General features: G+C 45.8%; 21 protein-coding genes. 11 read left to right on the plus strand and 10 right to left on the minus strand.

The window, feature by feature from the left end; translation table 11 throughout:
- Positions 1–109 precede the first annotated feature (109 nt).
- Positions 110–1,714, minus strand: a complete 1,605-nt coding sequence (locus QUA00_RS06235) for a protein kinase domain-containing protein (protein WP_333409087.1) — start codon at positions 1,712–1,714, stop codon at positions 110–112.
- A gap of 84 nt (positions 1,715–1,798) precedes the next feature.
- Positions 1,799–3,466: an NB-ARC domain-containing protein gene (locus QUA00_RS06240; RefSeq protein ID WP_333145743.1), complete on the minus strand. Its 1,668-nt coding sequence runs from the start codon at positions 3,464–3,466 to the stop codon at positions 1,799–1,801.
- Between the two features lie 225 nt (positions 3,467–3,691).
- Between QUA00_RS06240 and QUA00_RS06245 the strand changes: the two genes are divergently transcribed.
- From QUA00_RS06245 to QUA00_RS06260, 4 genes are all read left to right on the plus strand, one after another.
- The gene (locus QUA00_RS06245; protein ID WP_333145747.1) at positions 3,692–4,282 is read left to right on the plus strand and encodes a C39 family peptidase; all 591 of its coding nucleotides are present in this window, start codon (positions 3,692–3,694) and stop codon (positions 4,280–4,282) included.
- A gap of 156 nt (positions 4,283–4,438) precedes the next feature.
- Positions 4,439–5,317, plus strand: a complete 879-nt coding sequence (locus QUA00_RS06250) for a peptidoglycan-binding protein (protein ID WP_333409089.1) — start codon at positions 4,439–4,441, stop codon at positions 5,315–5,317.
- Between the two features lie 65 nt (positions 5,318–5,382).
- Entirely contained in the window at positions 5,383–6,210 is an 828-nt protein-coding gene (locus QUA00_RS06255; protein ID WP_333145752.1) for an N-acetylmuramoyl-L-alanine amidase, read from the plus strand.
- Between the two features lie 27 nt (positions 6,211–6,237).
- Positions 6,238–6,492: a hypothetical protein gene (locus tag QUA00_RS06260; protein ID WP_333145754.1), complete on the plus strand. Its 255-nt coding sequence runs from the start codon at positions 6,238–6,240 to the stop codon at positions 6,490–6,492.
- A 352-nt stretch (positions 6,493–6,844) separates the two neighbouring features.
- Here the strand turns inward: QUA00_RS06260 and QUA00_RS06265 are convergent, their stop codons facing one another.
- Positions 6,845–7,459, minus strand: a complete 615-nt coding sequence (locus QUA00_RS06265; RefSeq protein ID WP_333145756.1) for a pentapeptide repeat-containing protein — start codon at positions 7,457–7,459, stop codon at positions 6,845–6,847.
- 73 nt (positions 7,460–7,532) lie between these two features.
- Between QUA00_RS06265 and QUA00_RS06270 the strand changes: the two genes are divergently transcribed.
- From QUA00_RS06270 to QUA00_RS06295, 6 genes are all read left to right on the plus strand, one after another.
- Complete coding sequence (locus QUA00_RS06270) at positions 7,533–8,966, plus strand: hypothetical protein (protein ID WP_333409091.1); 1,434 nt, start codon at positions 7,533–7,535, stop codon at positions 8,964–8,966.
- Between the two features lie 579 nt (positions 8,967–9,545).
- Positions 9,546–11,129: a chloride channel protein gene (locus tag QUA00_RS06275; RefSeq protein WP_333409093.1), complete on the plus strand. Its 1,584-nt coding sequence runs from the start codon at positions 9,546–9,548 to the stop codon at positions 11,127–11,129.
- Between the two features lie 62 nt (positions 11,130–11,191).
- Positions 11,192–12,064, plus strand: a complete 873-nt coding sequence (locus QUA00_RS06280) for an Rpn family recombination-promoting nuclease/putative transposase (RefSeq protein ID WP_333409094.1) — start codon at positions 11,192–11,194, stop codon at positions 12,062–12,064.
- A 58-nt stretch (positions 12,065–12,122) separates the two neighbouring features.
- On the plus strand, positions 12,123–12,704 hold the full coding sequence (locus tag QUA00_RS06285; RefSeq protein WP_333409095.1) for an HAD family hydrolase: 582 nt from the start codon (positions 12,123–12,125) through the stop codon (positions 12,702–12,704).
- A gap of 146 nt (positions 12,705–12,850) precedes the next feature.
- The gene (locus QUA00_RS06290; RefSeq protein ID WP_333409096.1) at positions 12,851–13,330 is read left to right on the plus strand and encodes a J domain-containing protein; all 480 of its coding nucleotides are present in this window, start codon (positions 12,851–12,853) and stop codon (positions 13,328–13,330) included.
- A 90-nt stretch (positions 13,331–13,420) separates the two neighbouring features.
- Positions 13,421–13,693 carry a DUF3143 domain-containing protein gene (locus QUA00_RS06295; RefSeq protein WP_333039717.1) on the plus strand — a complete coding sequence of 91 codons (273 nt, stop codon included), beginning with the start codon at positions 13,421–13,423 and terminating at the stop codon, positions 13,691–13,693.
- 145 nt (positions 13,694–13,838) lie between these two features.
- Here the strand turns inward: QUA00_RS06295 and QUA00_RS06300 are convergent, their stop codons facing one another.
- From QUA00_RS06300 to lysA, 4 genes are all read right to left on the minus strand, one after another.
- Positions 13,839–14,585: an isoprenyl transferase gene (locus QUA00_RS06300; RefSeq protein ID WP_333039718.1), complete on the minus strand. Its 747-nt coding sequence runs from the start codon at positions 14,583–14,585 to the stop codon at positions 13,839–13,841.
- Between the two features lie 72 nt (positions 14,586–14,657).
- Complete coding sequence (gene iscB, locus QUA00_RS06305) at positions 14,658–15,929, minus strand: RNA-guided endonuclease IscB (RefSeq protein ID WP_333409098.1); 1,272 nt, start codon at positions 15,927–15,929, stop codon at positions 14,658–14,660.
- A gap of 268 nt (positions 15,930–16,197) precedes the next feature.
- Positions 16,198–17,091, minus strand: a complete 894-nt coding sequence (cdaA, locus tag QUA00_RS06310; protein ID WP_333409099.1) for a diadenylate cyclase CdaA — start codon at positions 17,089–17,091, stop codon at positions 16,198–16,200.
- Between the two features lie 230 nt (positions 17,092–17,321).
- Positions 17,322–18,740, minus strand: a complete 1,419-nt coding sequence (lysA, locus tag QUA00_RS06315; RefSeq protein ID WP_333409141.1) for a diaminopimelate decarboxylase — start codon at positions 18,738–18,740, stop codon at positions 17,322–17,324.
- A gap of 180 nt (positions 18,741–18,920) precedes the next feature.
- On the opposite strand from lysA, the gene rimI reads away from it, so the two are divergent.
- Positions 18,921–19,574, plus strand: a complete 654-nt coding sequence (gene rimI / locus QUA00_RS06320) for a ribosomal protein S18-alanine N-acetyltransferase (RefSeq protein ID WP_333409101.1) — start codon at positions 18,921–18,923, stop codon at positions 19,572–19,574.
- Between the two features lie 71 nt (positions 19,575–19,645).
- Here the strand turns inward: rimI and QUA00_RS06325 are convergent, their stop codons facing one another.
- From QUA00_RS06325 to QUA00_RS06335, 3 genes are read right to left on the minus strand one after another with little or no spacing between them, the layout of a single operon-like run.
- A complete protein-coding gene (locus QUA00_RS06325) occupies positions 19,646–21,124 on the minus strand; it encodes a mechanosensitive ion channel family protein (protein WP_333409103.1) in 1,479 nt (492 codons plus the stop codon).
- Positions 21,117–21,824 carry an adenylate/guanylate cyclase domain-containing protein gene (locus tag QUA00_RS06330; RefSeq protein WP_333409142.1) on the minus strand — a complete coding sequence of 236 codons (708 nt, stop codon included), beginning with the start codon at positions 21,822–21,824 and terminating at the stop codon, positions 21,117–21,119. The genes QUA00_RS06325 and QUA00_RS06330 overlap by 8 nt, the downstream gene beginning before the upstream one ends.
- Positions 21,794–23,263, minus strand: coding sequence for a cache domain-containing protein (locus QUA00_RS06335; protein ID WP_333409104.1), 1,470 nt, complete (start codon positions 23,261–23,263; stop codon positions 21,794–21,796). The genes QUA00_RS06330 and QUA00_RS06335 overlap by 31 nt, the downstream gene beginning before the upstream one ends.
- Between the last annotated feature and the right edge of the window lie 33 nt (positions 23,264–23,296).

Consider the following 23,296-nt stretch of genomic DNA (forward strand, 5'->3'; position numbering starts at 1 on the left):
GCGATAGCGAAGCGATCGCATAAACTTTGGAAATCTTCATTAGTCCTCTTTTAGAGGACTTGTGCTTTGAGGCAGGGGTTTAAACCCCTGCCGGACTATCGGGGATACGCTATAACTTTAAATTTTGAAAATTTTTGCTAAATTCTTGCCGTATCCATCTCTGTTCTTCAGAAGACTCCGACTGCAAATTATTATAGCATTTTTCCCAATTAGATATAGATGCTTGTTTATTGCCTTGACGTTCTAAAAGAACAGCTTGCAAACAGTAAGCAACAGATCGCTCGCTAGCAATATTAATCGCTTTCGTCAGGTTATTGTTAGCCTCTTCATATCGCCCTAACTCCAACTGCGCCCAACCTAAATTTTTGTGTATAGTGTACGTTGTCTTAATATCTGTGGCAAGTGGTAAAGCTTTTTCTAACAGCGGTAGAGCTTTCGCATATTGTTTATCTAAAATTTCGAGCCGCGCCAAATTATTTAAAGCTTTATTAATACCTGCATTGACAGCAATTTGATAGGCAGCGCGAGCCCGATCGTACTCTTGTTTGTCTTCATGAAGGACGCCTAAATTATAGTTAGTCTGACCATCATTGGGTTTAAAAAAGAGAGCTGTTTTATAAGAGATTTCCGCAGTCTCTAAACGTTTATTCTTGTAACTTAAAAAACCTTCTTTCTTAAGAAAATATACTATTTGGGGTGAGAAAGTCCACCAACCACCTACCAAAAAAAAGCTAGCTAGAGCTAGTTTACCTACCCAGTTAAAACTTAGCTTATCTGCGTTCGCATTCGTTTTACGTCGCTCGATCGAGTAATTAATTTCTGGCAAGGGTTTCGCCAAGCTTTCCAAGTGCGATCGCGAGTTTACCCCTGCCAAAATTTGCAATATTTCCTGGCAAGTTTGCGGTCGCTTTCCGGGAAAAATCGCCATCATTTGGTCAAGCAAATTTGCCAGATGCGGTGAAACTTGCGTTGCTTTATCTCGCCATATTAATTCACCATTGTCAGGATTTTTAGGTAAATCGATCGGCACTTTTCCTGTCAGTAAATAAACAAAAGTACGTCCTAAAGCAAAGAAATCAGATTGCGGTACTGCATGACCCTCTGCTTGTTCGCTTGGCGTATAGCCAGCAGAAATAATCGCAGTTCCCGTATAATTTTCTTTTTGTTGCCGCAAGTAAGTTTCTGTTACTTCTCGCACCGCACCAAAATCAACTAATACCAATTTCCCATCCGGCTTTAACATGATATTGGACGGTTTAATATCTCGGTGAAAATACTGCTGCTCGTGCAGTAAATTGAGAATTTGTGTGAGTTGTGTCAACCAGTCGATCGCAGTTTCTGTATTTATTGGTTGATTCGCTCTTGCTAACATCCACTCTTGTAAATTTTGCCCCGGTATTTTCTCCATTACCAAACATGGTAACGGTTTGCTACTACCTTCAGGCCAATTAAAATATCCGTCTTTTTCTACATGAGGAATGCCAGGATGCCTTTGGCTCATTAAGAACTCTGCTTCTCGCTGAAATAAAATGGTGGCTTTTTGCTTAATATCTGGGTTATTAAAGTTATCTAAATTCAAAACTTTTAATACTTTGATAATGCCACCATCGTCTACTTCAAAAATCTCGCCAAAGCCACCGCCACCAATGCGATCGATAACTCGATAGCGATTTTGCAATATGAATCCTGGATGAATTAAGTTATTTGGAATCATAGAACCTCTTAAGAACCTGTAGGGGCGGGTTCGCCAACTGATTTAAAGCTTGCACATCGGTTACATAAACCCGCCCTCCCCACTCTATATTTCAGTTTCTCCTAGCAGTTTGAGAAGATTTTTCTCTGCATATTGAAGCTTTGGGGAAGGACACTCGCGCAATTTTGACAAAAGTTCTTTTAGCTGCATTTGATAATTATTTATTCGAGTTAAATCTAAGCGTTCTCGAACTTTGGTTAAGATCGGGTGTAGCTGAGTAATTTTAGTGTCCTTGAGTTCTGGCGATCGCTCGAAAGCATGACTTCCGATTAAACCTATTTGTTCGATGGATGGCGCTTGCATTGCTTCTCGAACATTTTGACATATTTGTTCGACAAGTTTCTGAGTAACATATTTCATCATCACAGGTTCGAGAGTGAATTTGGATTCAGCACTAGAAGGGGAAAGCTCTTTTTCGATTAAGGAACGTCTTACCAAGGATTCTAATACTGTTAGTAATTCGGAACTAGAAACGGCTGCTGATAATTTTGCTTTCAATTGGCTCAAGGAAATCGGCTGCTGTTCAATGGCCAGCCAGTACATCACAGCTTTTCCTACATCTGATAACCGCTGAAAATGTTCGTTAAGTAAATTGGCAAATATATCGCCAATAACTAAGGAACTCTGACCCATAAATTGACTAATATTTCCATTAAACAACTCTTGAATTGTGGTAGCAGTAATTTTCAGTGCAGCAGGATGACCTCGGTATATTTGTATCAGTTCATCTAAGCCGTTTTCTGAGTCAGAAAAACCTTTGGCAGCCAAAAGCATTTTTGCCTCTGTTTGTTTTAAGCCTTTAACTTGTAATGCACGTACAGGTAAGGTTTCGCCTGCTAAAGATGCAACCTCTACAGGCTTTTCTCGCGATAGGAGTAATAAGCAGCTTTTATGCCGTTCTTCTCCTATTCGCCGCAGTAGTTGACCGTAGCTTTCATAACCGTCTCGGTAGTAGCCAGCGATGTCTCCACTTCGCAAAATCATTTCCCAATCATCTAGGATCAGCAAACAACGGCGATCGCGCAAATTCTTGAGCAGGGAAGAAATTTGCTCGTCTACAGTAGTTGGCAGTTGCGTTTCTGGGGAACTGCTGGCAAATGAATTCAACTCACTCAAAATTGTGAGTAAGGGAGGTGCATGACGGAGACTGCGCCAAATTAGATATTCAAATTCACCCTGAAGTTGTTCTCCCAGTTTAGCAGTCAAAGCCGTTTTACCAATACCTCCCATACCCAACAGCGCCACCAAGCGACAGCGATCGCGGAGTACCCATTGACTGAGGGTATTTAATTCTGCGGCGCGGCCGAAAAAATTTGAGACTTCCGGCGCTTCACCCCAATCTTGGCATAAAGGAGTGCTTGTAACTCCTGAAACATCGCCAAAATCCTCGATGTTGACCAATTGTTCCGCTATTTCTGGTGCAATTGGCTGTGCGGCTATCTCTGACTGGAAGTGCGATCGCCTTTCCAATGCCGTTTGAAAGTTTCTTTTACTGACTCTTTCCCCTAAAGCTTCCGAAAGCAGCTTCCATAACTTGGGGCCAACATCTTGCATCAGGTATTCGGCAGCATATCCGTAAGCCTCTGCAATCTTATGATACTCCTGCCCTTGCCAAGCTCCCCTCAGAATTATTACTTCTATATCTTTTAAGTGTCTGTTTGTTTTGGCAAATACGGCCGTATCTGCGAGTTTCAGCCCTTCTTCAAAATTCATAACGTTAAAAATTTTTCATTGGATCTTGAGTATAACCTGAAGTTTACTGAGGTTTACTTATTTAAACTGAGGTTGCCTCAGTTTTTTTGTTTTTGGATTGAATTTTAACAACTTAGGTTATCTATATCGACCGTACAATAACAACTCGCTACTGTATAAATATCAGCTCAAACAAATGGTCTGAGGCTAAATCAATCCTTTACAACACTTACCTTGAGGTAAATTATGGCTGTCAATCATAACGTTCCGTATTTCAGTCAATATGATAACGGAATTGAACCCTGGCGCACTTGCGGTGCTACAAGTTCGGCAATGTGTCTGAAATACTTTCAAGTTGCAGATTTAGGCCCCTTTGCACAGTACGAAGATGATGTTAAAAAACGTTTCGACAGGCTGGGAATCGATCACGGTTCTCCCGATGGCATCAAAAGATTGTTAGAGGGTTTGGGGTTGAGAGATGATTTGACATTGAAAGGGAGTCTTTCAGACATCACTCGCTCTCTCGATTCTGGCGAGATATGTATATTGCACGGTTATTGGACTGTTCCGGGTCACATTCTAGTTATTCGCGGTTATAACGACAAGGGTGACTTTTTTGTGAACGATCCAGCCGGAGAGTGGTTCTACGCAGGCTATCGGAAAAATTCCCCATCTTCACCAGATAACAAGGGCGAAAACAAGTTATACAGTCGTAAATTGATATCCTCCGCTGGCAATGCTTTTAGTTTGCGTGAAGCTTTATCTTTTTATGACAATTGGGACAGTAGCAAAATTGACTCTACTGCAACAATGTGGCTGCATCGAATTTCTAAATAACTCTCAAAATTTACTGGTTGGCGATTGATATCGCCTCGGATGAATCGCCCATAAAAAAGGTTTGTAGTGAGGACTTTAGTCCGCATTTTTCCCAAATCTGTAAGAAAGGACGCTCAGTCCTTACTACAAACATCATTACTACTTGGAGCTGTGAATATGAAGATTGAAAAAGTTGAGTTACAAATTAATGACGGGATTATTGATACCCCTCACCTGATTGATGAAGTCGAAATCCTGCAAAGGCGCTTGAAAGATTGGGGATTATTACCAAAAGATGCCAAAATTGACGGGCTTTTTGGGTCTGTCACTAAGGCCGCAGTGGAGCAATTTCAACGGATGCGCCCTGCCGATCGCAGCCAATTTGTCCCAGGCGGACTAAAGGTAACAGGTAAAGTCGATCGCAATACCTGGGCTGAGTTGCTGAAGGTGAAGCCAGAAGAAATCGCAATAGTTACTCGCAAACCCAAGATTTGGGATATGCCAGGTGGCTTCTCCAGCGTTGATAATATTTTAGATATTGCTCAATGCATATCCGAAATTCGCCCCTTTGCCAAGAAAAATTTGCCTCTTATCCTCAATCAATGTCTCGATAATGGTGTCATCGATCGCGGGCAAATTGCCTATGTTTTTGCAACAGCCGAACATGAATCCCATTTTGGACGTTTGATGATGGAATTAGCTGATGGGTGGGATTATGAAGGCCACGAAGATTTAGGGAACACTGAATCCGGTGATGGGCCTCGCTTCAAAGGCAGAGGTTTCGTCCAAATTACAGGGCGTCACAACTATCAAATCTGGAGTGAAAAACTCGGAATTAATTTGATAGATAATCCAGAAAAAGCCGCTCTCCCTGAAATCGCTGCCATGATTCTAGTTCGGGGAATGCGCGATGGTAGCTTTACGGGTGTAGGTTTGAGTGATTTCATTGTTGGCGCCGATCGCGATTTCTATAACGCCCGAAAAATAGTGAATCGACTGGACAGGGCTGACCACATCGCGCAGATCGCTGAGCATTACTTCAAAGCCATAGCCTAAACAGAAGTTGCCCCCTCCGTGGGGTAACTTCCACCTACAAATTAAACAATTCGGAGTCATTTTTTATGTCATTTACAGCAAAAGTTGTAACAGCAGCAGCGTGGGGAGCCAGACAGCCAAAATCTGGAACATTTCCTTTTCAAATGACTATTCCCCGCTATGTCATCGTCCATCATACAAACAACCCAAACCCTCCCGACGATGCCTCAAGAGGCACGCTTGAAGGAGCGATTAAGTTAGCGCGAAACATTCAAAACTTTCACATGGATGATAATGATTGGTCGGACTCAGGACACAACTTCTTAAATACAACCGGAGGGTTGATTTTAGAAGGTCGGCACGGTTCCCTAGATGCTGTGAAAAAAGGGTTTTGCATTCAGTCAGCCCATGCAGGGCAAGATCCAGGAAAATTAGCCAACGGCAATCAATCTCCTGGTATTGAAAATGAAGGGAATTTCATGACTTTCCAAATGAGTGAAAAGCAATGGGAGAGCCTTGTAGAACTTTGTGTGTCATTATGCGATTCTTGCAATATTAGTCCGCTCAATATCAAGGGACACAGAGATTTCAGCAATACTGATTGTCCGGGTGATTTGCTGTACAGTCAACTTCCCAGTTTGAGAAAACAAGTTGCTGATAAGCTAGGTATGCAATTCACTCCCGAACAGCTAGAAAATGAGTCGCCATTTGTGACTCTACGCTTGGGTTCAACAGGTTCAGCCGTTATAAAACTCCAACAGCGATTGCGCGATCGGGGATTTAATCCAGGAGCAGTTGATGGTGTATTTGGTGAAAATACACAAACGGCTGTAAAAGCTTTCCAGCGTTCTGTTGGACTTGAAGATGATGGAAGAGTTGGTAGCCACACTCGAACTAAGTTAGGACTTAGTTAAGCTTTAATCATTTAGGAGGTTAATCAAATGACACATTCTTCTATAGTTGAGACTCAACCAAATTCTTCAGAACATGGAAAAGAGCTTGCCGAATTATTCCAGGAAGATAATGGGAAATACTCGACAATGCGAGCCATGAGTTTTATTGCGCTGATTGCAGCGATTGTGTTTGGTGCAATAACAATAACTAGCAAAGATTCTGAGGGGAAATACATTACAACTGCTTTTTTAGTTGCTGCTTTCGCGCCAAAAGCTGTTCAAAGATTTGCAGAACGTATGTAAATCAAGTTGAGTTAGATGGATGATGAAAGCAGCAGGCGCATTTGTCTCTGCTGTTGCCACAGCTCGAAATTCTCTATATTTGAGTTACCATCTCTCTCAACGATCGCCCTCACGTGCTCCATCAGCTCGATCGCCAACAATACACCAAACTGCTAGCTATTAGAATGACGATCGCACCTCACACCTTCATCTCCTCACAAAATAACGGGAAATGAAGGTTGCAGGCGCGATCCCTCTTTCTCCTGACTAATGCTAATGACTGATGACTACTGACTAATGACTGCTTTCGGAGTCAACTGACAACTGACAACTATCAACTGACAACTGTCAACTGACAACTATCAACTGACTTTCATTCCTGCCGCGTACCATCAGGCATCACCGCACCCTTTAAATTCGCCCCTTCTAAATTAGTATCCAACAGCAAAGCGTTCCTCAGATTAGCACCCTTCAAATTAGCACTTTCCAGATTAGCCATCCACAGATTAGCCCCCTCCAAATTCGCCCCCTCCAAGTCAGCATTAACAAGAAAAATACCTTTCATAAAAGCTCCTGTTAAGTTAGCATTTCTCAAATTACTCCCTCCCAAATAAGCATCCTCTAAAAACGCATTTTCTAAATTGCTTCCCTCCAAATTTGCCCCTGCCAAATTGCTGCTTATCAGGTAAACCCCAGCCAAATTTGCCTGTTTCAAGTTAGCGTTTACCAAATGCGCGCTCCACAAATTGGCATCTTTCAGGTTGGCTTTTTCTAAATTGACGCCTTCCAGAAAAACTTCGCTCAAATTCGCCCCGGAAAGATTGCAACCTTGACATTCCCTCGCTGTCAGCAATTGCCGGACTTGATGCTTGACTGACGAACGGTTCGCTGCGAAAATTATTAAACCTGTAGTTGCTAAGGCAATAATACTAAAAGTGGCCAGCCCGATCGCACTTACAATTTTCCTTTGTCCCGCGCCTCGAAACATCCGCTTGCAGCCCCTAAAAATATTTCGATAATGGTTCGTATGTATAACCTAGTTCCTTCCTTCCCCTGCCCCTATGAAAAAACAGTTAAAATTTAAATTCCTGACGATCGCACTTATTGTAAGCTTAGCAATAATCGGTGTCGGATGCGATCGCATTTTCAAAAAACCATTTCAACTTCCCGCCTCAGCCCAACAAGAACCCTGGCCAATTCAAACAGGCCTCCGATCGGCCATCCTCCGCGAAAATATACCAACAGTCAACCGCGTAGTTTTAGTACCCGACGAAGCCACATTCTTAGCAGCCATCCAAAAATGGAATCTCAAAGGAAACTGGCCTATTCTCATCGAAGACCAAAAATATGCGCCCATGTTTTTGCAGCGCTTTCAACCCGAAGAAATAGTCCGTTTGCCAAGCATCAAACAGCAACTGCCAAAAAATCAAAAACTCCAGCAATTAATGCTCAACAGCGCAGCAGCCGCCTGGAATGCCACCGATACTCCAACCTTAAAAGCAAAATGGACGCAACTCGGCTGGGAACCCCCAGGAGTAGTAATCACATCAGAAAACGACCCCGCACGATCAGCAGCAGTTGCCTTAGCAGCCGCCCACGGCCAACCTTTAGTATTTGTAGAAGGCAACTTCGGGAAACCCAACGATACCCTCAATAACACACAGTGGAAAACTCTGCAACTAGCAGTTACAAAAGCTGTCGAATCAACCGGATATTTTTACTCTCAACTCGCAGACGCGATCGACACAATAACCATTGTACGCCAACTAGCAGTCAAATATCAATCTCCTGAAAAACCAGACGAACAACTAGCCGTTACCGACGGTTTGGGAAGACACCCCAACGGCGAACGCTGGGCGGCTGTTGGCTGGATTTACGGTTCCGAGGTGCGATCGATCTATCAAGCCATGTGTGCCATATTTCTCGACAGCCAAACAGCCATGCTTTATGACAGTTACCCCAAGGAAGGAAATTGGGCAAAATATGAAATGGAGGAAGCAGCTAGCGGACTAAAAACCATAGGTTTAAATGTCCAAGTAGTGCAGCAACCAGAATCTAGCCTGGAAAAGTGGAGGAGTTTAGCCTCAAAACCGTGGACATTTGACTTAATATTAATGAATTCCAAAGGCTATCCAAAATCATTCCAAGTGGGCAACGGCGACGCTTCAGTTGAAGATATACCAAAACTTCAATTTCCTGCCGCAATCCACATGATCCACAGTTGGTCAGCAGCAGCCCCCGATGACACAAACACCGTTGCCGGAAGGTGGCTAGAGAATGGTGCTTACGCATATATTGGCAGCGTCAACGAACCTTTTTTATCGGCATTTATTCCACCTAAATTAATGGTCGATCGCCTAAAGCGAGGAGCACCCTTTTTAATCGCAGCACGCCAGCTAGAATCCCCACCCTGGAAAGTCGCCACCATCGGCGATCCGCTAATGTCGATCGCCAAACCCAGACCAAGAATCCCGCCCACTCAACAACCGATATGATAGTATGCGCGACCAAGGAATTTAAAATTGGAGATTTGAGGTTTGTGGTTTGAGATTTGTGCTTGTAAGGTAAAATCTCCCATCGCCAATTCTTTAATTGGAAAGTTGTTTTTTACTGAGTTCTATGATATTGCTAGTTCACTGATGCGATCGGCCTAATACCAATTTTTTATGAGGCCCCGTAGAATCTGATCCCCCCTAACCCCCCTTCATAAGGGGAGTAGGGGGTGGGACAAGATTCTTCTCAAAGTCAACCCCTACACCCCAACAATCAGGGGTATGCGAGGGGGATCGAGATATGTGCAACTTCACATTAAATTGGTATAAGCGGCAAAACTATAAATATAGTTAATTAGGATTATCGCGAGAGTGTATCTAAGTTTGAATGTAACTGAGCATACAATCACGCCAAATCCGCCGCTCCTCAGAATCAGTCATTCCACCCCAGCGGCCAGCCCAAAAAATTTACCCTAAAATACGCCTTAATATAAGTTGTCAATTCCCCTAAAATCACTCAAAATGAAAATAAGAAATAAATTGTAATATTATATAACTTCTCACCGAAGAATTAACCGCTAAATGAGAGCCATCCCTCCTGTGGATCTGCCGCCACCCGGGCCAACCGCAGCAACTCCCCAAGCCTCCCGCCTAAGCCCGCTATTCAACCGCCTGCACCCCAGCCCAGAAACCCTCCTGCTCATCCTCTCCCTAGTCATCGGGGGAGTTACGGGTGCAGGCGTCGTCACGTTTCACTACCTCATCCACTTCATCCACAGCCTGATGCTGGAAGACTTCATGGGGGCGATCGCGTCGAAAGGCTCTTGGACGCTAGCCTGCATTCCCACCCTCGGCGGAGTCATCATCGGGCTGATGCGCTGGCGGTTTCGGGACTTTGGCCCGAATATGTCTTCCTTAATTGCAGCCACCCGCGGCCTGCAAGAACTCTCCCCCCTCAAACCCATCACCAAAATGGTGGCAGCCTCAGTTTCCCTCGGCACCGGCGCCTCCCTCGGCCCGGAAGCCCCCAGCGTCGAAATCGGCGCCAACTTCGGAATGCTGCTGGCTCAAGTTTTACAGCTCTCCCCAGAACGGCAGCGCTTGCTCCTGGGCGCGGGAGCAGCAGCAGGTTTATCCGCCGGGTTTAACTCTCCCATCGCCGGAGTGTTCTTTGCCTTAGAAGTCGTGCTCGGCAGCACCTTCGCCACTTCGTCAGTCAGCGTTGTCTTGCTCTCGGCGGTAGTTTCGGCGCTCATCGCTCAAATCTGCTTGGGAGCTCAGCCGGCCTTTTCTTTGCCGATATACGATGTCCGCAGCCCCCTAGAACTGCCTCTGTACATGGGATTGGGACTTTTAGCGAGCGGAGTGTCTCTAGCCTACACAGAAGCAATTCAATTAGCCGAGGGCTGTTTTCAAGGAAAAGTCCGAGGATTTGCTTGGCTCGGACGACTGCCCCGGCCGCTTCACCCCATCATCGGCGGGGCCGCAGTCGGCTTAGTCGCCCTGCAATTGCCTCAAATTTTGGGTGTCGGCTACGAAACAGTCCAAGCAATGCTCCAAGATGTTAAATTTTCCTTGCCTTTGCTGTTGCTGCTGCTGTTTGTCAAACTGGCGATGACAGCAATCAGCCTCGGCAGTGGTTTAGTGGGCGGCATCTTCGCTCCGGCGATGTTTTTGGGAGCTTCCCTGGGTTCGGCTTACGGCCTCTTTTTGGAAATGCTGCCGGCAATGAGCGATCGAGTCGCTGGCCCTGCCGCCTACGCAATGGTGGGAATGGCCGCCGTCCTCGCCGGCAGCGCCAGAGCACCGCTGACAGCCATCCTGTTGATGTTTGAATTAACCCGCGATTATCGGATTGTCTTGCCTTTGATGGCAGCAGTCGGCTTGAGCGTTTGGCTGGTGGAGTGGGTCAACCGCCGATCGACAGCCCACAGCCTCAACCTTCAGCAAATGGGCGTAGACGTGGCTGTCAATACACCTATCAAAGCCAGAGAACAGTTGCAAGATTGGGAAGATGTTCTGGGCGATCGCATCGTCACAGAACTGATTTCTTGCCAACTCCCCACCGACGGCGAACACAGTATCGAGGAGCCAGTGCTGGCGATCGCCAATGCACATTTGCCGGAAAATGTGAAACCATTACCTGAAACAAAATCAGCAGTTTGACGGCTCTCAAATCGGGTTGTTTCGCCACCAAACCGATAACCTTAAAGCTAAATCTGACAACTATGATATTTATCAACCCGAAAACGGATTACGCCTTCAAAAAAATATTCGGTTCCTCAGAAAGCAAAGATATTCTAATTAGCTTTCTCAACGCTCTAATTTATGAAGGCAATCCCACCATCCAAGACTTAGAAATTATCAACCAGAATCTGCCGAGGCAACTTGAAAGTTTAAAAGATACTTACCTCAATGTCACAGCCAAACTAGACGATGGCAGCTTAGTCATTATTGAAATTCTAGTTCTCAACGTTCAATATTCTGGCAATCGGGTGTTGTACAATGCAGCCACAACCTACGCATTTCAATTGCAAAGAGGAGAAGGCTATCGAATGCTCAAGCCATTAATAGCTTTAACCATTACAGATTTTGAAATGTTTCGCAACAGCCCTAACTTAATTTCGAGATTTGTGTATAAAGAAGTTAAAAGCAATTTAAACTATCCCGAAGATGCCATGAATTTAGTGTTTATAGAATTACCTAAATTCCATAAAGAAGCAAGTCAACTAGAAACTTTGACAGATAAATGGATATATTTCATGAAATATGCCAGAATTCTCTCAGAAGTTCCCGAAACAATCGATAGCGTACCGGAAATCCACAAAGCATTCGATCTTGCCAATCAAGCCCGGTTAAGTCGGGAAGAAGTAGAAGTTTTGGAACGCAGGGAACAGTTTATTCACGATCAACAGGGGGCAATTATTAAAGCTTTTGAAGAAGCAAGACAGGCAGGAATACAGGAAGCAAGAGAGGAAAGAAAACGAGAAGAAACGCTAGCGATCGCCCAACAATTACTCTCACAGCTAGATAATGCCACGCTCAGCCAAGTTACCGGGCTTAGCGTTGAGGATGTGCAAAATTTGCGGGGCGATTCATAGTTTAAAGTAATTGGGTACAGGAAGTGGAGCTAGACTTAGTGATGAACCATTTTTGATTATGGATTATAGAAAAAAACTATTGATCCTCGATCTTGATGAAACTTTAATTTATGCTACCGAAGCATCTCTCCCTCGGCAAGCTGACTTTTTAGTGGAGCCATATTACATTTATAAACGACCGTTTCTAGATGTCTTTTTGAAAAATTGCCTAGACTGGTTTGAGGTGGCAGTTTGGACATCTTCTACCCCGTCTTATGCGATCGCCATTGTGTCAGCCATCTTTGAAGATCCCAAAACTTTATCGTTTGTGTGGGCAAGCGATCGTTGCACAGTTGCTTACGATCTTGAATGGTTTGAATATTACAATCGCAAAAATCTAAAAAAGGTCAAGCGCAAAGGGTATCATCTAGAGTCAATCATTGCAGTGGATGATACACCTCAAAAGTGGGAGCGCAGCTATGGCAATCTGGTGCGAGTAAACCCCTTTGAGGGGGAGGAGACGGACGATGAATTGAAGTATTTGCTGCTTTACTTGGAGCAACTGAGAGATGCAGAAAATATCCGCAGCGTCGAGAAAAGGTTCTGGCGAAATCAGCTTGCCCGATCAATCGGTGAGTCAGAAATCTCAAACGCGCAGTAAACGGACATGATATTACCCGCTGAAGCTCACTCATTTGGGCTATCCCGATCGCCCACCCTCAACCCCTCGACATCGCAGACAGTGGCGCTACCCTCAAATCTGCTCTAAAATAATCAAAAATTATAAACAAGCCCAGAGGCGCTGAGGTGACTCCTAACGAGGGAACGGCAAACAGCAAAAGTCAGAAAATACCCGGCCAAACCCCCTTGGGTTCTAGTTACTACGGCTTGTTAGGGCTGCATCCTTCCGCATCGCTGATCGAAATTCGGCGATCGTACCGGGAACTGAGCAAACTCTACCATCCCGATACCACCGAGCTGCCGCCCGCAGTCGCCACCGCCAAATTTCAGCAGCTCAACAACGCCTACGCCACCCTCAGCAACCCAGAACGTCGCCTCGCCTACGACCTCAAAATAGGCTATTCTCGCCTGAACGTGATTCAGTCGCCCCCAGGCTTCAATACTCCGGTTTCGGGATCGGGCAAAAAAACTTCCAACTCCGCTTACCTAGATCCCACGGATCGACCCCTTTCTCCCGGAGAAATGTTCGCTCTGTTTATCATGGGAGCTAGCTTAATCGGATGTTTGGTACTGGCGATCGCGATCGGCTTAATTCGCGGCAATTAAAGCCTCCAATCCCAAATCTCCAATCTACAATCGGAAATCCCCAATCCGAAATCCCCAATCTAAAATCCAAAATCTAAAATCTAAAATCCCATGACTCTTCCTTCCGCTGACACTCCTTTGTACAACCATCCACTCCCGGAAATCGAGCAGTGGCTAAAAAGCCGCGGCTGCCAGCAAGATCGGCGAGAACTCCACTGCTGGCAGATCGAGCAACTTACATGGAAAGCAGAACTCTCCCTCGATATTGACCAACTTACCGTCCGCTACATCGATGCTGGAGCCGACGGCCAAGACATTCAGCGAGCATTCAAATACTCCCTCTCACGTCAAGACATTGAAGCGGCCGTTTTCTCCGGCCCCTAATTTGATTTTAGATTTTAGATTTTAGATTTTAGATTTGTCCTCCAATCTAAAATCTAAATTCGTTATGTTGAGCAGGAGATGACCTACTTGGAAACTAAAAAATCAACCAAAAAATCTAAAATCTAAAATCCCAAATCCAAAATCGTTAGACTTTGCCAAATCGGCGACTGCGCTTCTGATAATCAGACAAAGCGCGGTGAAACTCCGATCGATCAAAATCCGGCCACAGCGTCTCAGTAATGTAAATTTCCGAATAAGCCATTTGCCATAGTAGAAAATTGCTCAACCGCATTTCCCCACTCGTCCGGATCAGCAAATCCGGGTCACAAACATCAGCAGTATACAAATAGCGTTTAAATAAAACCTCATCAATCTCCTCCGGCTGCAACTTGCCCTCTTTCACCTGAGTGGCGATCGCCCGACAAGCTTGTACAATCTCCTGACGCCCCCCGTAATTCGTCGCCACCGTAAACAAAATCCCCTGATTGTGCTGAGTTGCCGTCACAGAACGCTCGATTTGCGCCTGCAAAGACTTCGGCAAAGCCTGCAAATTCCCCATAAATTGAATTTGCACGTCCTCGTCCACCATCTCCCGCAATTCTTGCCGCAGCTTACCCTCAAACAAACTCATTAAAAAATCCACTTCCCCGGCCGGCCGCCCCCAATTCTCCGTCGAAAAAGCATAGGCCGTTAAAGCTGGAATCCCCCAATCTTTGCAGCAGCGCAGCAGTTCCTTCAGAGTGCTAGCTCCTCGGCGGTGTCCCGCAATCCGCGGCAACCCCTTCTTCTGAGCCCAGCGCCCGTTCCCGTCCATAATCACTGCTATGTGCTTAGGCAGTAGTTCCTGTTGCAGATCCTCCGGCAACTTTTCCAAGCAAATTCCTTGACTCATCTGTCTTCCCCCTTGGATACTCCCACTGTACCTGTACCCAGGTCAGTGGCGAGAGGAAAAGGGGGGCAAGGTTTATGCTGCATACGAATAACCATCCTTTCTGTGAACAATTGAACAATATTTGTGGCTAATTCCTGACACCAATTCTGAGGCAGAAATATTGAATGAACCACTGGTTCTTACGGCAACACGTCCAACGTATATACCAACTTTTTTACCAGAGGTCACAACCGCTTTGACGATATCTCCCGTTTGAAAACCTTTAATAAACTTAAGTCTGGGGACATAGCGAGATGGAAAGCCAAATTTGTCGGTACGGCACATTTGACGTATCCCGTGACCAGTTGCCTTGATCAATAGTGGCTTGTTTGTTAAAATCTTCAACGACTCGACCTTTCCAACACAAGCTGCATCTAGCCAATGAGTTTTAGCTAAATTTAATCGAGTGCGATTGAACTTAGTTAAACCGCCACTGCCTGTAGAAACAGGCAAGCCAGTTGTACAGAGTCGATTAAATAACGCCCAACGAGTAGAATTAACCACTGTTGCATCTTTCAAAGGACGTTTTGCTTGAGACAGAATCCGTTTCAAAATCTCTGGTTTTTTAGAGAGGAATTGCTCAATATTTTGAGTATCTTTCTTAATGTTGCATTTTTCGCAAGCAAGACAAAGATTAGAAATACGGTTAGATCCACCTTTAGCTTTGGGATGAATGTGTTCGACTTGTAGCGGTGTATTAATCACACCACAGTAAGCGCACTTCCGGCCCCATTTATTCAGCAAATATTCCCGGATCTCGTAGCCCCATAAAACGCCTTGCTGGTATTCAATCCCAGAAATCTCTGGGTTTTCTAATTGCTGGAGGTCGAATCGCACAAGCTCTTGAATAACAGACGAAATTGGCGCAAGCTTCATCAATCTAGTTACCCATGTTAGGGTTGTTTCGACGCGGTGTTGCAAGCTTGGTGCTAGCCAACCTTTAGGGCGAGTCCTGTTTAAGAATCTGGCCCGACGATAGCGGGTATGGCGATTTCTTCTACCTCTACGCAATGAACGACGAGACTCCAGACTGGCTTTGATAGCTTGACCTCGGTGTGTTAGTTCTGCACCAAAGATTACGTTTTCTCCTTGCACTAATGCAATTCCGCTGGCCTTGGAGCCAGGATCTAATTTAAGAGTAATTGGTTTTTGCGGTATAGTTACCTCTACTTTCAAAATTAGCGTAAATGGATACCTTTTGAAGACAGCAGCTTTGCCATTAGTTAGCAATTTACGTGCCAATCCTGGGCGGATTGGATTGAGCGGTCGTTTTTTGGTATCAAGTACAAAAACAAAATTAGACATTTAAGTCCTCCCTTACGGGGTAATGTTTGCTGCGTCAATGTTTAAGGTCGGTAACTATCTTAAAAGCACTGGCTTAACCCTTACACCTGTTTAACTTTTAAGTTCTAGAGCGGAAAACTAGCACGCATTTTCCGGTAGGTACTTCAACGCTTACCTTAAACGTAGTGGGCGAACCACTTAGACTGGTCAACTAGGCTCTTTCTGTGCCCGCGCTGTCTCGGTACTCCGAGCAGCGCCGGGTGATTGACGGTTTCTCCCGATTACCCGACTAACGGCGCAGTATCCGTTTTAATAGCGTCACTCCCTTCAATCCTATCTGGCGTCCGAGATTGCCGATCGGAATTGGAGCCACAACTCTTTCTCCCTCGGACGGAAACAGCTTTGCTTCCAGCAATTCCTTAAGTTTGTTGCTAGTCAAAGGTCGATTTAAAAGTCCCATCTGGGCTAAAGAAATAGAACCCGTTTCCTCGGACACCACCACGCACACGCAAGCTTGCACCCGTTCCGTAATCCCCATCGCCGCCCGGTGGCGCGTTCCCAACTGCCGCGACGCAGTGCGATCGGACAAAGGCAAAATTACTCCCGCCGACACGATCCGCGAACCTCGAATCAAAACAGCCCCGTCGTGCAGCAAAGTTTGCGGCTGAAAGATAGTCTGCAACAATTCTTTAGAAACTTCAGCATTTAACTTTAGTCCCGGCACAGAAAAATCTCGATCGTCGATCGGAGAATCTGTTTCTATAATTAGTAAAGCGCCCGTGCGATTTTGCGAAAGTTCTTTTACTGCGTCCACAATTTCATCTATTACGCTGTCCGGTTCGGGATTGGGTCGGCGATCGCGTCCAAACAATTGCCGAAATTCCCCCCGACCCAATTGTTCCAGAAATCGGCGAAACTCCGACTGCAATATTACCGCCATTGCCACAGCAGAACCCGTCACCAAGCTGTTGAGGGCAACGTGCAACAGCCTCAATCCAGCCCAGTTGCTCACCGCCGCCGCCAGCATCAAAATAATAAATCCCCGTACCATCCACAGCGTTCTGCGCTCGCCAACAATGACGAGCACCAAATACGCAAGGGCAAAAACCAGTCCAATATCGATCCCTTGAATCAATAAGGACTGAACGAGGGTAAAGTCAAAGCCAGATTGTTGATTGTTCATGGTTCATCGAACGCTACCGCCTGTGAACCGCGAACCGTGATGCACTCGAACCCATGAACCATGAACAGTTGTTATAAGGAATATGCTGAAAATCCCCGTGTTTTTAGACCGGGGAGTGTCAATCCAATCGCGTGACTGAACAAGGCAAAAGTTAAAAGTGAAAAAGCAATCGTCACTAAGTAAACATGGATTGTCTTTCTTTTAACTTTTAACTTTTAACTTCTAAGTTTTTACTTTGGAGCTCCGAGTCGTTCAGGAAGGCGGTCAAGCCTCAGCAAATCCTGGTAAGTTTCCCGCTGTATAATCGTGTTAACTTCCCCATTTCTCACTAAAACCGCTGCCGGTCGGGGTACTCGGTTGTAGTTAGAAGCCATGCTGTAATTGTATGCCCCTGTGGCCGTAACCGCGAGGACATCTCCGGCATGACACTCTGGCAATTTGGCATCTTTAATCAGAACATCGCCTGACTCGCAGTGTTTCCCAGCAATTGTCACTGTTTCCGTTAAGGGAGCAGACATTTTACCTGCTGCGAGGACTCGATAAACTGATTGATAGGTAATAGGACGCGGATTGTCCGACATCCCTCCATCCACAGCTAAATAAGTCCGCATTTCCGGAATGACTTTTTTAGAGCCAACGGTATAAGCGGTGACGCAGGCTGTACCGACGAGCGATCGACCCGGTTCGCAAAGCAATTTTGGTAATCGCAATTGCTGCCGCTCGCAAGCTGCTACCACTGCGGAGCAAATTGTACGAGCCCAATCTTCAATGCTAGGAGGATCGTCCGCTTCAGTATAGCGAATGCCCAACCCGCCGCCAATATTAATTTCTGTTGCTGGCAAACCATAACTCTGTGCTTTTGTCAAGGCCTGAATTATGACTTCAGCTAAATCGTCATGGGGTTGCAGTTCAAAAATCTGAGAGCCGATGTGAGCGTGCACTCCCACGCAAAATAAGGACGGGTGTTGGCTGATGAAAGTAAATACTCGATCGAGTGAGTTGGGATCAAAGCCAAATTTACTGTCGATTTGACCCGTCTGAATGTACTCGTGGGTGTGACACTCAATTCCAGGAGTAAACCGCACCATAACTCGTGTCGGCCCACCAGTGAGGCTGCTGACACCCAATTGTCCCAACTCTGCTAGAGTCTCTAAATCCCGCCAATTGTCGGCTACGGTAATGCAGCCGCTTTCGACAGCTAGCCGCAGTTCCTCGCGGGACTTGTTGTTACCGTGGAAGTAGATTTTGTCGGGACTGACACCGGCTTGCAGTGCAGTGTAGATTTCTCCGGCGGATACGACATCTATCCCTAAACCTTCCGAAGCTGCGATCGCGCAAACTGCCAAACAACTCCAAGCTTTAGAAGCATAGAGCACTTGAGATTCGCCCGGATAGTAACGCTTAAAAGCATCCCGGTACTGGGTACAGGCCGCCCGCAGCGTTTCTTCGTCTAAAATATACAACGGCGAGCCAAATTGCTCCACCAAAGCTGTCACCTCGCAGCCTCCGATTTCCAACCGATCGCTGCTGTTAACACTGGCTGTCAGCGGTAACAGTTCTTGATTGGGCGATCGAGTTTGCAGGGCTTGTTGAGACTCAGACAGATACTTAAGTCCCGATTCCACCCCGAAAGATTGAGTTGATACCATCGCGCAATAACTATCCTTACGGTCTTTCCCAGTGTACAATTGACGGCAAGCAATTGGGTCAGTTGCCCCCAGATTCATTCCGCAAGCAGGCTGACTGACTGAGACTCGATCGAACTGGAGCATCCTTGCAGTGAGTAATGATCAAATCTAAAATCTCAAATCTAAAATTTAAAATCGGCTGTGCGTTTTCTACAAATTAAACATCTCGTCGCAGAAGACCTCAATAGTGCTGTCGAACTCGATCGACTTTGTTTTGGCGGACTTTGGGCGATCGAAGGCTACAGGCGCGAGTTAGACAGTCCTAACAGCGATTTATTAGGTGTTTGGACATGGGAGGCGGCGGGCACGGGGGCACCGCCCCTACAGATTCGGGCGGGCACGGGGGCACCGCCCCTACAGATTCGGGCGGACACGGGGGCACCGCCCCTACAGATTCCGCCAACTCTCATTGGTATCGGTTGTTTGTGGGCGATTTTAGAAGAAGCTCACATTATAATGCTGGCAATTCATCCTCAGTTTCAAGGTCAGGGTTTGGGACAAGCTCTGCTTTTGGCTTTGCTAAAATCGGCTTGTGACAGGCAATTAGAACGGGCCACTTTAGAAGTGCGGGACTCGAATTTAGCCGCAGTTTCCCTGTACAAAAAGTTTGGTTTTAAAGAGGCTGGACGGCGCAAGCGATACTACGAAGACACTGGGGAAGATGCTCTGGTAATGTGGCGCAGCGGTCTGGAAAAACCGGAATTTCAGCGATATTTGGCGGATGAGAAACGGGAGATGTGCGATCGGCTGCATCAGAAAAACTGGCATTTGGCGATCGATATTTTTGATTTTTGAGTGTAATTTGTTGCGTATTTAACTGGTTTTGAACTAAATTGGTTACTCGATATCAATTTAGTTCAAAATCCTCATATAGAATCAACCTCAGCTCTTGACGAAACATCTGCCTGCCCGGCCATACTTACCGCTTTGCTTCGCGCTTCGATAATTTGACCTATCTCGCGGCCCAAGCTTGGTTGACGTTCAATCATCGTATTTACAGCATCTGAGTAGACGACAAGAACTTGCAAATCGTCAACGGCGACAACCGATACCGGACTCGGTTCCCCACTAAACAGCGCCATCTCGCCAAAAAACTCACCACTCAAGATAGTCATAACCTCCAACTCCATGCCCAACTTGTTCGTGACTGTTACCTTAGCCTGACCCGCAATGATAATGTACAAAGCATTACCAGGCTCGCCCTGCCGGATGACTTTCTCACCCGCACCAAATTTCTGTAAAATAGTTCCCTTAGTTAAGTCATCCAAATTTTTTGCCTCTCTAGCTAAAGGCATAAATCCGGGAATTGAATGCAAGCTTTGGGCTAACTTACTGGAAGCGCTATCTGCCTTATCAGCAGCTTCCACAGCATAGGAGTATCGGTAGCGATATAGCGTCAGGTTGTTTCGCTGCGCTGCGTACCAGATTCGTGTCATAAATCGATCGAGTATCTGCTCCATATCTTCAAAGTTTTCGATAAAAAACTCCACCTCATAGATAATTGCAGTCTCATCATAGGATGTAGTTTTGCTCTCAGGTTCGGGTTCGGCTAATATCCCCTGTGTAGCCAAAGCTGTACTTAGCAGTACCTGCTTCACCAGGTTAGGGGGGCTATCGTAAGAAAAGCCAATATTGATACGTTGGTTGTAAATGCGTTCTGGTTGGCTGTAATTATGAATTATTTCTTTTCCAATGAACTGATGAGGAACGACAACCACCTGGCGCTGGAGAGTTAGCAGGCGAACAGAGCGCCAATTGATATCAACTACCTGCCCTTCGATATCTCCAATTCGCAACCAATCACCCACACTGAAGGGGCGTTCCAGAAGCAGCGCAATGCCAGACATGATGCTGCCTAGTGTGTCCTGAAGCGCCAAACCGATCACGATCGAACTAACGCCCAATCCCGTAGCAAGACCAGCCAAATCTGCACCCCACACCGCCGCCAGTACGATCGCGCTTCCCACAAGCACCAAAAACAACCTAGAAAGGTCGATCAGCAGTTTGGGCATCCGTCCCCGCCATGTATTTGCCTCAGCTTCTTCAAACAAAATTACATTAAACAGCGAGAGAGAAGCGTAGATAACAGATATCCAAAACAGCGTTGCGACGAGCTTTGCAAAATTCCCGTCAACGTCAAGCCTCACGACATTCCTGATTAAAACCATCAGCATTAAGAAGGGCAGGACGAGGTTTTTTACAACCCGCAGCGTAGTCGCCAGCGGTCTATTGCGCCTTTGTAGATGATAAATAACCTCTCCTAGTAAAACCACCAAGAGTGGGAAGCCTAATCCGACAATTACCGCCCAGGTCTGCCAGTCGTTTGACAAGCTTAAATTACTCATAAACTGCTTCCTCTCGAACGCTTGCGGTCAGCTTATAATTTTTGATTTGCCAAGCGACTAGCTGTTCTTTTCCTGGTTCTTGAATTTCACCAACCAGCTCAAAATCGTATAGTTCGGTCAGGCGATCGCAGATGTCTTGAGAAACTAAGATCGAGCCTGGAGGACAAGCCGACTTCAACCTATTGGCAGTATTTACAGTATCGCCCCAAACGTCGTAGAGCAATTTATTTTTGCCAATCACGCCCGCAACCACATCTCCTGAATTGATGCCGATCCGCAGGTCTAGATGCAAGTCTTTTTCATAACTAAATCGGCGGACAAACGACAGCATTTCCAAAGCAAAATCTAGCGTGCGTTTGTCATGATCCAGACGCGGCATACCAAGCCCGCATACAGCCATGTAACCGTCACCAATAGTTTTAATCTTCTCTAGACCGTATTTATCTGTCATTTCATCAAAGCCTGTTACCAGTTCATTCAGCAAGCGAACAACCTCTTGAGGCGACATTGATTGAGTCAGTTTGGTGAATTGGTGGAGGTCGGAAAACAAGATCGAGACATTAGAAATTTGCTCGGCAATTTCTCGATCGCCCTGTTTGAGGCGTTTGGCGATTGCGGGACTAAATATACTTAAGACTAATGCTTCATTTTCGCGATTTTTCTGTTCGATTAGTTGAGTTTCGGCGCGAAGGCTGCCGATGTTTGGTTAAATGACTTAGCTAAGTCTCCAAATTCATCTTGCGAACCAGATTTGACAACCGCATCAAATTCCCCAGCCCCCACCTTGCGGGCGCTAGCGATTAAAGTATTGATGGGTTTGACAAAGATTGCACTCAGCCACATGGCAACAAGCGTGATTAGCGCGATGATTAAAGTAGCCGCAATCAAAACTGTTTTTTCAAACGAGTGAATTGGGGCATAGGCTTCAGAAACATCTATCTCCGCCAATATCGCCCACTTCAATCCATCAATGTCTAGAGGAGCATAAGAACTCAAAACCGGAATATTGCGATAATCGTCGATCGCCTCCGTGCCCTGTTTCCCAAAAAAAGCTTCCTTCACTGCTTTTGTTTGCACTTCCTGTAGGAGGATTGTAGTATTGAACTCTTTGATTTTCTTGACAGTCTTTTCATCAGTGCCGATCGAGCGTAGGGTTTTTGCATGACCTTCTGGGTCTTCAATCTGGAAACGAGACGCAGAGCGCATTAAATAATCCGACCCAACCAGATAAGTTTCTCCTGAATCGCCCAGACCATTTTTTTTCCAATTTTTGTTGCCAGTCATCACATTGTTAATTTTGTCAACGGGAAGCTGGAACGCCAAAACACCAATGAATTGGGAGTCGTTAAAGATTGGGGTAGCGATAAAAGCCGCAGGCGAACCGTAGGAAGGGCTGTAGGGTTTGAAATCTACTATTTTCACATAGCCCTTTCCATTTGCTTGTCGTGCCGCGGCGATCGCGGATGCTAGGTTACTCTCGTTGTAGGGGCCGTTGGTGAAGTTTGTGGTAAAGTCAGCTTCTTTAAAAACCGTGTAGACAACAGTTCCTTCGGGATCGATCAAAAACATATCGTAGTAACCGTATTTTTCCACTATATTGCGAAAAATAGGGTGGTAGCGGGCATGAGCGCGGCTGTAGGAACTGGCGTCGCCTGGATTGTCAAGGAGAAGTTTTTTGCCAACGGGGTTGGGGTTGGCAGCGATGTAGTGGTACTGCAAGTAACGGGCAGCAGTTGTTTTTGGCGTGTAGGATGCCAGAACGGGGGAACCCTCGTTAGTTCGCGTTAGTTTAGTTAAAAATTCTGTCCGGTAGAAGGTATCAATTTTTGCGTCAAAATCCGCTGGTACTGTTGATTGTTCAAGTTGGCGGTAGGCTGTCTTGAACTCCTGCATTGCGCCGACGACTGTTAGGTCTTCGCTTAGGGTTTGGCTGTGGTGGTAAAGGCTTTCAAAATAATCTTGGATTTGATAAGTTTTGGCAGCCCGAAGGCTGGTTAATTGGTTGAAGACTTTTTCGGTCAGAATAGATTTCCCACTGCTTGAGCATATATAGGTGCTGGCGAGCATAGCGCAAAGGCTGACTACCAGCAACATAACTATGAGTTTTGTCTTGATACTTAACTGCTTAAATAATTGCATAGGATTTTTCCTGATCTTCTTTGCCTTATTTAT

It is taken from the genome of Microcoleus sp. T2B6, assembly GCF_036700475.1.
In the GTDB taxonomy this organism is placed as follows: domain Bacteria; phylum Cyanobacteriota; class Cyanobacteriia; order Cyanobacteriales; family Microcoleaceae; genus Microcoleus.